At 75.9% G+C, this 14,519-nt stretch carries 16 protein-coding genes; 4 read left to right on the top strand and 12 right to left on the bottom strand.

Going from position 1 to position 14,519, the window contains the following annotated elements:
- Positions 1-10: 10 nt before the first annotated feature.
- Genes thiO through thiD form a run of 4 tightly spaced genes read left to right on the top strand, consistent with a single transcriptional unit; the run spans position 11 to position 3,007 of the window.
- Positions 11-1,153: a glycine oxidase ThiO gene (gene thiO / locus VKV23_06590; GenBank protein ID HLI15700.1), complete on the top strand. Its 1,143-nt coding sequence runs from the start codon at positions 11-13 to the stop codon at positions 1,151-1,153.
- On the top strand, positions 1,153-1,359 hold the full coding sequence (gene thiS, locus VKV23_06585; GenBank protein HLI15699.1) for a sulfur carrier protein ThiS: 207 nt from the start codon (positions 1,153-1,155) through the stop codon (positions 1,357-1,359). The genes thiO and thiS overlap by 1 nt, the downstream gene beginning before the upstream one ends.
- Positions 1,356-2,174, top strand: coding sequence for a thiazole synthase (locus tag VKV23_06580; protein HLI15698.1), 819 nt, complete (start codon positions 1,356-1,358; stop codon positions 2,172-2,174). The genes thiS and VKV23_06580 overlap by 4 nt, the downstream gene beginning before the upstream one ends.
- Positions 2,171-3,007, top strand: coding sequence for a bifunctional hydroxymethylpyrimidine kinase/phosphomethylpyrimidine kinase (thiD, locus tag VKV23_06575; protein HLI15697.1), 837 nt, complete (start codon positions 2,171-2,173; stop codon positions 3,005-3,007). Before VKV23_06580 ends, thiD begins: the two co-directional genes overlap by 4 nt.
- On the opposite strand, the gene serS is transcribed toward thiD, so the two are convergent.
- The 12 genes from serS to VKV23_06515 form a co-directional block, all read right to left on the bottom strand.
- Positions 2,968-4,191 carry a serine--tRNA ligase gene (gene serS, locus VKV23_06570; GenBank protein ID HLI15696.1) on the bottom strand — a complete coding sequence of 408 codons (1,224 nt, stop codon included), beginning with the start codon at positions 4,189-4,191 and terminating at the stop codon, positions 2,968-2,970. The genes thiD and serS overlap by 40 nt on opposite strands.
- Positions 4,191-5,573: a protein translocase subunit SecF gene (gene secF / locus VKV23_06565; protein ID HLI15695.1), complete on the bottom strand. Its 1,383-nt coding sequence runs from the start codon at positions 5,571-5,573 to the stop codon at positions 4,191-4,193. The genes serS and secF overlap by 1 nt, the downstream gene beginning before the upstream one ends.
- Before the next feature lie 98 nt (positions 5,574-5,671).
- Entirely contained in the window at positions 5,672-7,129 is a 1,458-nt protein-coding gene (gene secD, locus VKV23_06560) for a protein translocase subunit SecD (protein HLI15694.1), read from the bottom strand.
- Between the two features lie 54 nt (positions 7,130-7,183).
- A complete protein-coding gene (gene yajC, locus VKV23_06555; GenBank protein HLI15693.1) occupies positions 7,184-7,654 on the bottom strand; it encodes a preprotein translocase subunit YajC in 471 nt (156 codons plus the stop codon).
- Between the two features lie 76 nt (positions 7,655-7,730).
- The gene (ruvB, locus tag VKV23_06550; protein ID HLI15692.1) at positions 7,731-8,822 is read right to left on the bottom strand and encodes a Holliday junction branch migration DNA helicase RuvB; all 1,092 of its coding nucleotides are present in this window, start codon (positions 8,820-8,822) and stop codon (positions 7,731-7,733) included.
- Positions 8,819-9,427: a Holliday junction branch migration protein RuvA gene (gene ruvA, locus VKV23_06545; protein ID HLI15691.1), complete on the bottom strand. Its 609-nt coding sequence runs from the start codon at positions 9,425-9,427 to the stop codon at positions 8,819-8,821. Before ruvA ends, ruvB begins: the two co-directional genes overlap by 4 nt.
- Positions 9,424-9,915, bottom strand: coding sequence for a crossover junction endodeoxyribonuclease RuvC (gene ruvC / locus VKV23_06540; GenBank protein ID HLI15690.1), 492 nt, complete (start codon positions 9,913-9,915; stop codon positions 9,424-9,426). The genes ruvA and ruvC overlap by 4 nt, the downstream gene beginning before the upstream one ends.
- 60 nt (positions 9,916-9,975) lie before the next feature.
- On the bottom strand, positions 9,976-10,725 hold the full coding sequence (locus tag VKV23_06535; GenBank protein HLI15689.1) for a YebC/PmpR family DNA-binding transcriptional regulator: 750 nt from the start codon (positions 10,723-10,725) through the stop codon (positions 9,976-9,978).
- A gap of 79 nt (positions 10,726-10,804) precedes the next feature.
- Positions 10,805-11,638, bottom strand: a complete 834-nt coding sequence (locus tag VKV23_06530) for a M48 family metalloprotease (protein ID HLI15688.1) — start codon at positions 11,636-11,638, stop codon at positions 10,805-10,807.
- 53 nt (positions 11,639-11,691) lie between these two features.
- A complete protein-coding gene (locus VKV23_06525) occupies positions 11,692-12,771 on the bottom strand; it encodes a glycosyltransferase family 4 protein (GenBank protein ID HLI15687.1) in 1,080 nt (359 codons plus the stop codon).
- A gap of 8 nt (positions 12,772-12,779) precedes the next feature.
- Positions 12,780-13,661 carry a phosphatidylinositol mannoside acyltransferase gene (locus tag VKV23_06520; protein ID HLI15686.1) on the bottom strand — a complete coding sequence of 294 codons (882 nt, stop codon included), beginning with the start codon at positions 13,659-13,661 and terminating at the stop codon, positions 12,780-12,782.
- Positions 13,662-13,688: 27 nt separating this feature from the next.
- Positions 13,689-14,519 carry a CDP-alcohol phosphatidyltransferase family protein gene (locus VKV23_06515; GenBank protein ID HLI15685.1) on the bottom strand — a complete coding sequence of 277 codons (831 nt, stop codon included), beginning with the start codon at positions 14,517-14,519 and terminating at the stop codon, positions 13,689-13,691.

Raw genomic sequence — 14,519 nt, 5'->3', positions numbered from 1 at the left:
GGAGTGACCCGTGGACCGCTACGACGTGGTCGTCGTCGGCTCCGGCGTGATCGGCCTGGCCGCCGCGCTCGAGTGCGCGACGAGCGGCCGGCGCGCGGTCGTCGTCGACGCCCGCCCGGCGCGCGGCGCCTCCTACGTCGCCGCGGGCATGCTCGCCCCGGTCACCGAGGCGGCGTGGGGTGAGGAGGAGCTCGTCGCGCTGAACCTGCGCGCCGCGGCGGGATGGCCCGCCTTCGCCGAGCGCCTCGAGGCCGCGAGCGGCCTGCCCGTCGGCTACCGGGCCTGCGGGACGCTCCTCGTCGCCCTCGACGACTCCGACCGCGCCGCCCTCGAGGAGCTCCTCGAGTTCCACCGCCACCTCGAGCTCCCCTCGACCTGGCTCGCCCCCTCGGCGTGCCGCGAGCGCGAGCCGATGCTCGCTCCCGGGCTGCGTGGCGGCATCTTCGCCCCCGGCGACCACGAGGTCGACAACCGGCGCCTGCTCGGCAGTCTCGCCGAGGCGGCGCGCCGCGCGGGCGTCGAGGCGGTCGCCGCGCGCGCGGAGGCCCTCGTCACCGCCGCCGGCCGGGCGGTCGGGGTCGTCGCCGGCGGGCGGGAGCTCGCGGCCGGCGCCGTCGTGCTCGCCGCCGGCTGCGACTCCGCGGGCCTCGCCGGCCTCCCCGCCGCGGACCGCCCGCCGGTGCGCCCCGTGAAGGGCGAGATCCTCCGCCTCCGCCACCCCGGCGGTCCCCTCCTGCGGCACACGGTGCGGGGCCTCGCGAAGGGCCACCCGGTCTACGTCGTCGAGCGCGGGGACGGCCGCCTCGTGGTCGGCGCCACCGCCGAGGAGCGGGGCGATGACCTGGCGACGAGCGTGCGCGGCGCGTACACGCTGCTGCGCGACGCGACGCGCCTCGTGCCAGGCCTCCTCGAGGTCGAGCTCGTCGAGGCGAGCGCCGGGCTGCGGCCCGGCTCGCCCGACAACGCTCCCCTGGTCGGCCCCGCGAGCCTCGACGGCCTCGTGATCGCCACCGGCCACTACCGCAACGGCATCCTCCTCGCGCCCTTGACCGCGGCGCTCGTGCGCACGGTGCTCGACGACGGCGACCTCCCCCCCTGGGCCGTCGCCCTCGACCCCCGGCGCTTCCGTCGGCCGGCGGCCGGCGCGGCGTGATGGACGGCGCCGTCCTCGTGAACGGCGAGGAACGAGTCCTCGCCCCCGGCGCTACCGTCGAGGACGTGGTCAGGCTCGTCGCCCCCTCGACCCGAGGCTGCGCGGTGGCGGTGAACGGCGAGGTCGTCGCGCGCTCGGCGTGGCCGACCACGCTCGTGCGCCCCGGCGATCGAGTCGAGGTCGTCACGGCGGCGCCGGGCGGATGAGCGAGGCCGAGGCCCCGCCGAGCCGCCGGCGGGCGGACAAGCTCGTCATCGCGGGCGAGCCGCTCGGGTCGCGCCTGCTCCTCGGGACCGGCGGAGCGCCGAGCCTCGACGTCCTCGCCCGCGCGATCGCCGCCTCGGGCAGCGCGCTCGTCACCGTCGCGCTGCGCCGCGTCGACCCCGGCGCGACCGGCTCGCTGCTCGACTGCATCGCCGCGACCGGGGCGCGCGTCCTGCCGAACACCGCCGGCTGCTTCACCGCCCACGACGCCGTCGTGACGGCGCGCCTCGGGCGCGAGGCCCTCGGCACGAACTGGGTGAAGCTCGAGGTGATCGGCGACGAGGAGTCCCTCCTCCCCGATGCCGTCGAGCTGCTGCGCGCCGCCGAGACGCTCGTCGAGGAGGGGTTCGTCGTCCTGCCGTACACGAACGACGACCCGATCCTGGCCCGCCGTCTCGAGCAGCTCGGCTGCGCGGCCGTGATGCCGCTCGGCGCGCCGATCGGCTCGGGCCTCGGGATCCGCAACCCGCACGCCATCGCCATGATCGCCGAGCAGGCGGGCGTCCCGGTCGTCCTCGACGCCGGGATCGGCACCGCGTCGGACGCCGCCTTGGCCATGGAGCTCGGCTGCGACGGCGTGCTCGTGGCGTCCGCGGTGACGCGCGCGCGCGACCCGGAGCGCATGGCGGGCGCCATCGCGAAGGCCGTCGAGGCCGGCGCCGCGGCGAGGGCCGCGGGCCGGATCCCGCCCCGCTTCTACGCGCAGGCGTCGAGCTCGTTCTCCGGGATCGCCGACCTCGGCCGCCCGAACCCGTGACGCCGCCCGTCGCGCTCACGATCGCCGGGACGGACTCGGGGGGCGGCGCGGGCATCGCCGCGGACCTCCGCACCTTCGCCGCGCACCGCGTGTTCGGCGCGCTCGCCGTCACCGCCGTGACCGCCCAGGACACGACCGCGGTCCACCGCGTCGTCGCGCTCGACCCCGCCGAGGTCGAGGCGCAGATCGACGCCGTCCTCGGCGACCTCCCCGTGCGAGCCGCGAAGACGGGGATGCTCGCGACGGTCGAGATCCTCGAGCGCCTGGTCGAACGCGCCGAGGCGGGCCGGCTGCCCCCGCTCGTCGTCGACCCCGTGCTCGTCGCCGCCTCCGGGGCCGCGCTCTTCGAGGGCGATCCCGCCCCCGCCTACCGTCGCCTCGTCGCGCGCGCCGCCGTCGTCACCCCGAACCTGCCCGAGGCCGAGGCCCTCCTCGGGCGGCCAGTGCGCGACCGCCGGGCGATGGCCGACGCGGCGCGCCGCCTCGTCGACCTCGGCGCCGGGCTCGCCCTCGTGAAGGGCGGCCACCTCCCCGGCGACGTGGCGCTCGACGTCGCCTTCGACGGGCGCGACCTCGTCGAGCTCGCCGAGCGGCGCGTCGACACGCCGAACGTGCACGGCACCGGCTGCACCCTGTCGGCCGCGATCGCTGCCCGCCTCGCGCTCGGCGAGGGCGCGCTCGACGCCGTCGCCGGGGCGAAGCGCTACGTCACCCAGGCCCTCGCCGCTGCGGCCTCCTGGCGCCTCGGGGCCGGGCCCGGTCCCGTGGACCACGGCGTCGACCCGCCGGCCGCTCAGGGAGCGCGTCCTTCGAGGCGCGCCGGCGCGCCGTAGGGCAGGAGGACCTCGGGGAGCTCGACGGCTCCGTCGGGCTCCTGGCGCTGCTCGAGCAGGGCGACGAGGAAGCGGGCGGTCATCGCCGTGCCGTTCAAGGTGTGCGGGTGCACGAGCCCGCCGCCGCGCCGCATGCGCACCTCGAGGCGGCGAGCCTGGAAGTCCGTCGTGTTCGAGCAGGAGGTGATCTCCCGGTAGCGGCCCTGGCTCGGGATCCACGCCTCGAGGTCGTACTTCTTCGCCGCGGCGGGGCCGAGGTCGCCGGCCGCGGTGACGACGACGCGGTAGGCGAGGCCGAGCGCGCCGGCGAGCGACTCCTCGAGGGCGAGGATGGCCTCGTGCTCCTCGCGGGAGCGCTCGGGCGTCGTGAAGACGAACATCTCCACCTTGTCGAACTGGTGGACCCGGAAGATCCCCCGGGTGTCGCGGCCGGCCGCGCCCGCCTCGCGCCGGAAGCAGGTCGAGTAGCCCGCGTAGCGCAGCGGGAGGTCCTCCTCGGCGAGGACCTCACCCGCGTGGTAGGCGGCGAGCGCGACCTCCGACGTGCCCGTGAGGTAGAGATCGTCCGCCTCGACCCGGTAGAGGTTCGACGCCTCGGTCGGCAGGAAGCCCGTGCCGTACATCGCCGCCTCGCGCACGAGGACCGGCGGGAGCACCGGCACGAAGCCCGCCTGGACGAGGCGGTCGAGCGCGAAGCGGTAGAGCGCGAGCTCGACGAGCGCGACGGGACCGACGCGGTACGCGAAGCGAGCACCGGACACCCGAGCGGCGCGCTCGGTGTCGAAGCCGCCGAGCTCGAGGTGGTCGCGCACGGCGAACGAGAAGGACGGGGGCTCCCCGACCCGGCGCAGCTCGAGCGCGTCCTCCTCGCGCTCGCCATCGGGCACGGTCGGATCCGGCGGGTTCGGGACGCGGGCGAGGAGGTCGTTGCGTCGCCTCGCGTGGCGCGCGAGCTCTTCCTCGAGCGCCTGCAGCTCCTCCTTCGCGGCCCGCAGGGCGCGCTGCTCCGCCTCGCTCGGGCGACCCTTCGGCCGCGTCGCGTGCCGGAGCGCCTCGGCGCGCGCCATCGCCTCGCGCCAGCGCGCGTCCGCCGCCAGCAGCTCGTCGAAGGCCGCGGCGGCGCCCTTGCGCGCGAGGGCGGCGCGGAAGGCCTCCGGGTCGCGTCGCGCCGCTCTGAGGTCGATCAGCGCCGGCCTCCGCGACGGCGGGCGCGTGCGGGCGGGCGCCGCTGACCGGGTGAGCGCAGGGCGGAGGTGGGCTCGAGCGCCGCGGCCTCCTCGCCGTTGCCCGACGCCGAGCCGGGGCGGATGCGGCCGGGCGCCGTGCCGCCGGGCGCGACCCGCCGACGCCCAGGAGCGCTTCCCTCCCCGAGGACCCCGGCCGCGACGGCGGCCGGCGACAGCCGCGACGGCGCCCCGCCCCGCTGCGCGATGCGCTCCCGCACGATGCGCCAGCGCTGCTCGCGCTCTTTGAGCAGCGCCGTGAGCGGCGAGGCGATGAAGATCGACGAGTAGGCGCCCGTCGCCAGGCCGACGAGGAGGGCGAGGCCGAAGTACTGCAGCGTCTTCGCACCGAGCAGCTGCGCCCCGATGAGCAGCACCGAGAGGATCGGGAGGATGGCGACGAGCGAGGTGTTGAGCGAGCGGGCGAGCGTCTGGTTCATCGACAGGTCGACGAGGTCGGTGAAGCTCAGTCGGTTCGAACCGCCGAGCGCCTTCACGTTGTCGCGCACCCGGTCGAACACGACGATCGTGTCGTAGAGCGAGTAGCCGAGGATCGTGAGGAAGGCGACCACGGTGTCGGGGGTCACCTCGAAGCCGGACAGGGAGTAGATCCCGACCGTGACGAGGATGTCGTGCGCGACGGCCACGATCGCGGACAGCGCCATGCGCCACTCGAAGAAGATCGAGATGTAGAGCGCGATGAGCACGAAGAAGACGATGAGCGCGGTGACCGCCTTGCGCGTGATCTCGCCGCCCCACGAGGGCCCGACCGACTCGACGCTCACGTTCGCCACCGAGGTGTGCGCGAGGCGGGCGAGCACCCGAGACACGCGGTTCGCCTGGCTGCTCGACAGCGCCGAGCCCTGCCCCTTCGGCAGCTTCGCCTGCACCTCCACCGAGCGCGAGCCGGTCGCGTTCGACCCGAGGACCGTGACGGTCGAGCCACCGAGGCCGAGGGGCTCGAGCGCCGCCTGGGTCGCCGACACCGTGAGCGTGCGAGACTGCACCGTCCAGGCGGTCCCGCCGACGAACTCGATGCCGAGGTTGAGCCCCCGCCCGGCGAGCGAGCCGATGCCGGCGAGGATCACCAGCGCGGAGAAGGCGAACCACCACCGCCAGCGGCGCACGAACCGGAAGGTCGTCTGGCCGTGGTAGAGGCGGCCGAAGGGACCGAACCGGCGCGCCTCGGCGCCACCGGTCACCTCCGGCTGAGCGGGCGGGCGATCGCGCGCCTCCGGCGCTGCCGTGTGCGGCAGCGCCGGCTCGGCGCCCGCCGCCTCGCGGGCCCCGGCCTCGTCCGCCTCGACCGGCGGACGAGCGGTCGCCGTCTCGGTCGACGCCACCTCGCGGGCCTCGGCCTCGTCCGGCGGAGGAGCCGTCGCCGCTTCGGCGGACGCCTGTCGCCGGGCCGCGGCGGAGCCAGGGCGGATACGCCCGGAGCTCACGCTGCCTCCGGGAGCGCCCCGAGGCCGCGGGCCACGCCGAGGTGGCGGGCCGAGGTGAACAGCCGGTTCCGTCCGAGGAGGATGACGAGGGGTCGGGTGAAGGCGTAGGCGGTCGCGACGTCGACCAGCGTCGACAGGCCGAGCATGAAGGCGAAGCCCCGTACCGCGCCGACCGACAGGAGCCAGAGCACGAGCGCGCCGATGAACGAGACGGCGTCGGCCGACAGGATCGTGCGGAACGCGCTCTTGAACCCGCGATCCACCGAGGCTCGCACCGAACGGCCAGCGCGCACCTCGTCCTTCAGGCGTTCGAAGTAGACGATGTAGGAGTCGACGGTGATCCCGACCGAGACGATGAGGCCGGTCACGCCGGACAGGTCGAGCGTGAGGCCGAGGGAGGAGTTGGAGAGCAGCGCGATGAACCCGTAGAGGAACGCGGCCGTCGTCAGGAGGCCGAGCACGACGACGATGCCGAGCGCCCGGTAGTAGAAGATCGTGTAGCCCATCACGAGCAGCAGGCCGAGCAGACCGGCGAGCAGGCCGGCGCGCAGCGACGACTTGCCGAGGCTCGGGGACACGGTCGTCACCGTCTGGCGGTTGAGCTGGACCGGCAGCGCCCCGTACTGCAGCTGCAGCGCGAGCGTCGTCGCGCTCTGCTGGGTGAAGCTGCCCGAGATCTGGCCCGAGCCGGGGAAGTTCGTCGACTGGATCACCGGGGCGGAGATGATCCGGCCGTCGAGGTCGTTCGCCACGAGCTGCTGGTAGTAGGTCGAGGCGATGCGGTTGAAGACCGTGCTGCCCTGCGGCGTGAGGTTGAAGACGACGACCCACTGGCCCGTCTGGCTGTCGAGGGAGGGGTACGCGCTCTTGATGATCGTGCCCTTGGCGAGCACGGGCCCGAGTACGTAGCGCCGAGCGAAGCCCTGCCCGTTCGTAGGGAAGATGACGTTCTCGTGCTCGTAGCGCTGATCGCTTCCCGGCGGCGTCGAGGGGTAGGCGGCGTAGGAGGGGTCCTCGGCGTACTGGCTCGGGATGTTGTAGTTCTGCGTCGCCGTGTCGTAGTACGCCGAGGTGTAGCGGTAGGGAGCCGAGCAGGTCGGCGGGACCCGGTAGGCGACCTTCGCCGGCGTGCCGCGCGGGCCGCGCGGCGGCGAGTACGGCGGCGCCCCGCACAGCACCGGCCGGAAGAAGAGCTGCGCGGTCGTGCCGATCTCGGCGAGGATCTGCGAGGCGTCCTTCACGCCGGGGAGCTGGACGACGACGTCCTTGCCCTGGGTCGTGATGTTCGGCTGCGACACGCCGAGCGCGTTGACGCGCTCGGACATGATGTTGACCACCGTCTGGAGCGTCGCGTTCGAGACCGCACGCGCCGGACGGAAGACGACCGAGAGCCCGCCCTCGAGGTCGAGCCCGAGGTGGGGCGACCAGCCGAGGCCCACGGCCGCGCCGAGCATCCCCAGGCAGGCGAGCGTGCTCGCCACCACGCTCGCGAGGAGCGAGCGACGCACCTAGCTGGAGCCCCCCGAGGCCGCCGCGCCGTCCCCGCCGTCAGCCGACGACGATCCCTCCTCGCGCAGGCCGACGGACAACCCGGCCTCGGCGGGCGGCGCCGACCCGTTGGGGCCAGGCGGCTCGTCGAAGCTCTGGCTCGGCGCCCGGGTGCCGAGCATGCGCCGCACCACGGTGATCGTCGTGCCCGGCGCGACCTCGATGTCGACCCGGTCGTCGCGCATCGCCTGGACGCGCCCGACGATGCCCGACGCCGTGATCACCTCGTCACCGACGCGGACGTCCTGCTGCGCCTGCTGCTGGGCGCGCATCCGCTTGCGCTGGGGGCGCAGGAAGAGGTAGGCGCCGAGCGCGAGGAGGACGAGGATGAACAGGAGCGAGGACGCGCCCGACGTCGTGGTGGTCTTCTTCGTCGTGGCGAGGACCAGCACGTGCAGCACCGACGGGACGGCGGCGGAATGGAGATGCATGGGTTACCCGTCTCTCGAGGACAGTAACCGACGACTGTAGCCGCGACCTCGCCGCCGCGACGCGCGACGCCGCCGCTCAGCTCGTCGCGGCGGGGACGTCGGCGTCGAAGAGCGACGCGCCCGGCTCGGCCCGCTGGCGGGCCGGCGGCGGCGGCTCGAGGCCGAGGTGCGCGTAGGCGGCGGGCGCCGCGACGCGCCCACGGGGCGTGCGCATCACGAGGCCCGCCTGCACGAGGTACGGCTCGTAGACGTCCTCGATCGTCTCCGGCTCCTCGCCCACCTGCATCGCGAGCGTCGTGAGACCGACCGGCCTGCCCCCGAAGCCGACGCACAGGGCCTCGAGGAGGCGCCGGTCGAGCCGGTCGAGGCCGAGCTCGTCGACCCCGAACAGGTCGCACCCCTCCCGCGCCGCCTCCAAGGTGATGATCCCCTCGCCGCGGACCTCGACGAAGTCCCTCACTCGCCGGAGCAGGCGGATGGCGAGGCGCGGGGTCCCGCGCGAGCGCCGAGCGATCTCGGCGGCACCCTCGCTCGAGCACTCGACCGCGAGGAGCCGCCCGGTGCGCCGCACGATCGCCTCGAGCTCCGCCGGCGTGTACAGCTCGAGGCGCGCCACGAACCCGAAGCGGTCCCGGAGCGGCCCGGTGACGAGCCCGGTGCGCGTCGTCGCCCCGACGAGCGTGAACGGCGGCAGGTCCAGGCGGACCGAACGCGCGGTCGGCCCCTTGCCGATGACCACGTCGATCTGGCGGTCCTCCATCGCCGGGTACAGGACCTCCTCCACCGCGCGGTTGAGGCGGTGGATCTCGTCGATGAAGAGCACGTCACCGGGCTGCAGGCCGGTGAGGATCGCCGCGAGGTCGCCGCCGCGCTGGAGGGCCGGCCCCGAGGTGACCCGCAGCCCCGCGCCCATCTCCCCCGCCACGATGCCGGCGAGCGTCGTCTTGCCGAGCCCCGGCGGCCCGGCGAACAGGAGGTGGTCGACCGGCTGCTCCCGCCGGCGCGCCGCCTCGAGGACGATGGCGAGGTGCTCCTTCAGCGCCTCCTGGCCCACGAAGTCGCGCAGGCGTGCCGGGCGGAGCCCCGCCTCGAGCGCCGCCTCGGCCGGGCTCGCGCCCGCCGCGACGGCCCGGGAGCCGTCCAGGTCGAGCTCGCGCCGCGGGCTCATCGCGCCGGCGCGAGCGCGGCGAGCGCCCGCCGCAGGAGCTCCTCGGTCGTCCCCGCCTCCGGCAGGCTCGCCAGCGCGGCGCGCACCTCGTCGGGCGCGTAGCCGAGCGCCGCGAGCGCCTCGCGCACGTCGGCACGGGCCGCGTCGTCGCCCCCGTGCCCCACCGGCACCGGCTCCCGGCCGCTCACCGCCCCCATCCTGCTCGCGAGGTCGACGACGAGGCGCTGCGCCGTCTTCCTCCCCACCCCCGGCACGAGCGTGAGGGCGTCGAGGTCCCCCTCGGCGACGGCGCGCGCGAGCGTCGCCGGCGTGTGCACCGACAGGATCGCGAGCGCGAGCGCAGGACCGACCCCGTGGGCGCCGAGCAGGACCTCGAAGCACCGCCGCTCGGCGTGGTCGGCGAAGCCGTAGAGCGCGATCGCGCCCTCGCGCACGTGCGTGTGCACGGCGAGCTCCACGCACTGCCCGACCGGCGCGAGCGCGGCCGCCTGCCGGGCGCCGACCGTGACCGCGTAGCCGACGCCGTTCACGTCGAGCACGAGGGACACCGCGCTCTCCCCGCTCGGCTCGAGCGCGACGAGTCGCCCGCGCAGCGCCGCGATCACGGCCTCGCGACCCGTCCCGCGCGGCCGGCCGCGAGGTGGCAGAGCGCCAGCGCGAGGGCGTCGGCGACGTCCGGCGGACGTGGCGCGGCCGCCAAGCCGAGAAGGCGCGCCACCATCGCCTGGACCTGCTCCTTGGGGGCGGCGCCGTAGCCGGCGACCGCCAGCTTCACCTCGTTCGCGCTGTACTCCGCGACACCGCAGCCGGCCTCCGCCGCGCTGAGGAGCGCCACGCCGCTCGCCTGGCCGACCGCCATGGCGGTGCGCGCGTTCGTCTGGAAGAGCACCCGCTCGACGACGACGGCTGCGGGACGCAGCTCGGCGAGGAGCTCGGCCAGCTCGCGCCGCAGCGTCGCGAGGCGCGACGGCACCGGATCGGCAGGCTCGGTCGTGATCACGCCCGCGGCGACGACCTGCTCGCGCCCGCCGTCGTCGGCGACGCAGCCGTAGCCGCAGCGCGACAGACCGGGGTCGATGCCGAGGACAAACACGCGTTCGATGCTACTCGGGAGCCCCGCCGGGCTGGTGGATCCCCAGCGGCAGCGGCCGCCTCAGGCGCTCACCTGCTCGAGCACCGCGTCGGGGATGTCGAAGTTGGAGACGACGTTCTGCACGTCGTCGTGCTCGTCGAGGAGCTCGAGCAGGTGGAGGACTCGACGCGCGCCCGCCGGGTCGTTCACCGCGACGAGCGTCGTGGGGACGAGCGACACCTCCGCGCTCTCGACCGCGAGGCCACCGGCCTCGAGGGCCTCGCGCACGGCGTGCAGGTCCTGGGGCGCGCAGAGCACGGTCCACGCCGCGCCGTCGTCGCGCAGGTCCTCCGCTCCCGCCTCCATCGCGATCGCCATGAGCTCGTCCTCGGCGGCCGTGCGCGCCACGACGACGATGCCGCGGCGCTGGAACTGCCACGACACGGCCCCCGGCTGGGCCATCGAGCCGCCGTTGCGCGAGAAGAGCGACCGGATCTCCGCCCCGGTGCGGTTGCGGTTGTCGGTCAGGCACTCCACCATGACCGCCACCCCCTCGGGCGCGTACCCCTCGTAGGTGACGGCCTCGTACCGCACGCCCTCGAGCTCGCCCGTCCCCCGCTTCACGGCGCGCTCGATGGTCTCGAGGGGGACCGATGCGTCGCGGGCCTTCTGGAACATCGTGCGCAGCGTCGCGTTCGCCGCGAGGTCGCCGCCGCCCTCGCGAGCAGCCACCTCCACCTGGCGGATCAGCTTGGCGAACAGCTTGCCCCGGGCCCGGTCCTTGGCACCCTTCTGGTGCTTGGTCGTCGCCCACTTCGAGTGGCCGGACACCTTCCACCCTCCTCGTCCATCCGAGACGGCCTCGCCCGACGCCCGCACCGTGCGCCCGCGCCGACGGGCCGCGGCCTGCTCACAGCTCGCGCAGGGCGGCGAGCCGCAGGTCCACGTCGAGCGTACCGGGCCGCGGCCGGGGCCCGAAGGACTCGGCGAGCGGCGAGAACCACAGCGCTCCGGTGAGGCGCGCGAGCGACGGCGACAGGCGCGGCCGCGCGCTCCCTGCGCTCGACACCGCCTCGAGCGCCGCGATCAGCCCGGGTGGGTAGCGCGTCACCCTCACGGCGTCGAGGTCCGCGAGCGCCTCGCGCGCCGGTCCCGCGAGGCGAGCGACGACGCGTCCCGCGGACGGCAGCACCGCCGCGAGGACGCCGCAGCTGATCGTCGCCGCCGCGGCCCGGGCGACGTCCCCGCTCTTCACGTGGGCGAGCTCGTGTGCCACGAGCCCCTCGAGCGCCATGCGGTCCACCGACTCGAGCAGCCCCGTCGTGCACACGAGCACCGCTCGCCTCGCGCTCGGACCGAGCACGATGGCGTTGCGTGAGGCGTCTTCGAGGACGCGCAGCGCCGGCACGGGCAGCCCGAGGACGACACACAGCCCCTCGACGACGTTGCGCAGTCGGGCGTGGCGCAGCGGGTCGGCCGGGATGGCCCCGAGGCGGGCCGCGAGCCGCCCAGGCGCGCCGAGGTACCAGTTCGCGACGCCGATGACGCCGCCCGCCGCCGCGAGCGCGAGGCCGGGCGCGACGATGCCAGCACCGGCGAACGCCGCCCCGAGCGCGACGAGCGCGAGCGGCGCGAGCGCCGCGGCGCGCGCCGGAGCGGGCCTCACCCGCCGGCCCGGCGCCGGAGCCGCTCGCGCCGGCTGCGGCGCACGCGCCGCGCTCGGTCTCGCCGTCGAACGCGCCATCGCCCCGAGTGTAGGAGGTCGGGGGTCGACGAGCCCTCCCCGCCGGAGCCCGCTCAGCGACGCCGGGCCGCCTCGTAGCGCGCGAGGTAGCGCTGCGCCAGTGCGGGGAACCCCCGCGGCGCCACCCGGCGGTGCCCGGCCGCGACGAGGTGCTCGCGCCGGGACCGGTCGGTGAGCAGGCTGCGAAGCGCCGCCGCGAGGCAGCGGGCGTCCCCAGGCGGGACGTAGCACGCGGCGTCGCCCGCGGCGTCTCGGTAGCCGGGGAGGTCGCTCGCGACGACCGCGGCCCCCGCCGCCATCGCCTCGAGGAGGACGACGCCGAAGGACTCGCCGCCGAGCGAGGGCGCGGCGAGGACGTCGGCTGCGGCGAGGTGGCTGGCGAGCTCGGCATCCCCGAGCACGCCGAGCCACTCGACGCGGGGGTCGGCCCCGTAGCGGGCTCGCAGGGGCGCGCTGAGCGGGCCGGTGCCGACGACCCAGCAGCGCGCCTCGATCTCGAGGCTCGCGAACGCCTCGAGCAGGACGGCGAGCCCCTTGCGCTGCTCGTGGCGCCCCACGAAGCACACCACCGGGGCCGCCCGTGCCGCGGGGACGGCGGCCACGAAGCGCTCGAGGTCGACTCCGTTCGGCTCGATCGAGCAGCGCCCGGCGCCCGGGCCGACGACGGCGAGGAGCGTCTCGCGTGCCGCCTCGGACACGGCGACCACGTCGTCGAGGCGCCCCAGGAGACGTCGCAGCGCCAGCCCCGCGAGCCGGTACCCGGCGCCGGCACCCGCCCGGTGGAAGGTGGCCACGACCGGAACCCTCGCGACGATCAGGCTCGCGAGCGCCGGGCCCGGCACGAAGGGCTCGTGGACGTGGACGACGTCGGGGTCGAAGGAGGCGAGGAAGCGCCGGGTGCGCGCCAGCGCGCCCGGGCCGAGCGCGACCGGGGCGCGGGACCCGTTGGCGGGCAGGGCCAGCGAGCGCCCCGCGCCTTCGAGACGCAGTCCGGCGGCCGAGCGGGGACCGGGGGTACCCGGGGCGAGCACGGCCGCCTCGGCCCCGAGGCCCACGAGGGCGCGGGCGAGGCCGAGGACCTGCGCCTGCACCCCACCCGGCACGGCGAGGTCGTAGGGAGCGACGAGGGCCACGCGCATCGCTAGGCGGCGGGTGGGTCACCCGGCCAGTTCGGCTGGAAGACGTGCCACTGCTCCGGACGGCGAGCGATGAGCACCTCGAGCTCGCGCGTCAGCTCCTGGGTCAGGCGCGCGACGTCCTCCCGCAGCGACGCACGGCGGGCGACCTCGAGCGGCGGGCGGAGCACGGCGTGGTGGCGCCCACCCGGGCCGTGGTAGATGGCGGTCGGCACGAGCAGGGCGCCGGTTCGCAGCGCGAGGAGGGCCGGACCGCCAGGGACGCGCGTCGTCGACCCGAAGAACTCGACCTCGACGCCGTCACCGGCGACGTCGCGGTCGGCGAGGAGCGCGACGACCTGCCCGCGACGCAGCGTGGCGAGGAGCTCGGGCGCGGCGGCGCGGTCGAGGAGCAGGACGCGCAGCCCGATCGCCTCGCGCTCGGCCACGAACCAGTCGAACAGCTCCCTCGAGCTCGCCGGCTCGGCGACGGTCGTGAGCGGGAAGCCGTTGCGCGCACACCAGGCACCGCCGACCTCCCAGCAGCCGACGTGCGGCAGGGCGAGGATGACGCCTCGACGCTCGCCGGCGGCCTTCTCGAGGATCTCGGCGCCCTCGTACTCGAAGCCCGCGAGCAGGCGGGTGGCGTCGCTCCTCAGGCGGGCCGCGTCCACCCAGTAGCGCCCGTAGGCCCGGAAGGCCCGACGCACCGTACGACGCAGCGTCGACGGCCGCGCCGTCGGCCCGAGCACGCGCCGGAGGTTCTCCGTGACGACGGCGCGCCGGCGCGGCGAGAGGGCGCCGAGGCCGCCGACCGCGTCGGCCAGTGCGCCCGCGACGGGGCCCGGCAGTGCACGGATCACGTCCGCCGAGCCCCGGTAGAGGAGGAACGCGGTCCTCGGGCGCATCGGGTGTCGCGCGAGCGCTCGGCGCGCTCAGTGGCGCTCGCCGAGCCGGCGACGCAGCGCGCGCTCGCTGCGCTGCCGCCCGTTCGCCCGGCGGCGTTCGCCGACGCGCTCCCAGTCGCTCGCCAGCACGCCCCGCAGCTTCCTCGCGAGCGGCTCGCGCGAGCGCCGGGCGCGGCGCCCGCCGGGCCGGCGCGGGGCCGCCCGCCAGACGGTGAGGCCGTGCTCGTGCCACGGCGCACGCTCGCCGACCTGTCGGCCGCTCGCCTGGCGCCACACCCGCCAGAAGCGCCCGGCGGCCGTCGCCGACGACAGGCCGAGCAGCACCCACAGCAGCGGGAGCAGGACGACGTGGAAGAAGAGCGCGATGCCGAGCAGGATCAGGCGCTCGGCACGCTCCATCAGCCCGCCCCTCGCGCTCAGCCCGAGCGACTCCGCCTTCGCGCGCTCGTAGGAGATGATCGAGCTGACGGCGAGGATCGCCACCGGCACGAGCGCGAGGCGCGGGTCGCCGTGGCCGACGAGGTAGTAGGCGACGGCTCCGAACAGCAGCGCGTCCGCGACGCGGTCCGCCACCGAGTCGAAGAAGGCGCCCCGGCTCGAGGCCGTCCCGGCTGCCTTCGCGACGCTGCCGTCGAGGGTGTCCATGAGGCCGCCGACGATGACGAGGGCGACCGCGGGGTAGAAGTCGCCCCGGCCGATCAGCACGGCGTTGCCCGCGGCGAGCACGACGCCGAGGACCGTGACGGCGTCGGCGGGCACGCCGAGGCGCACGAGCAGCGGACCGAGCGAGAACCGGGTGGCGAGGCGCCTCGCCGCCCCCGGCTCGGCGTCGCGTCCGGCGCGCCGACCGTCGATCAT

Source organism: Acidimicrobiales bacterium (assembly GCA_035294085.1).
GTDB lineage: Bacteria > Actinomycetota > Acidimicrobiia > Acidimicrobiales > Bog-793 > DATGLP01.
This window is presented reverse-complemented; position numbering and strand designations above follow the sequence as displayed.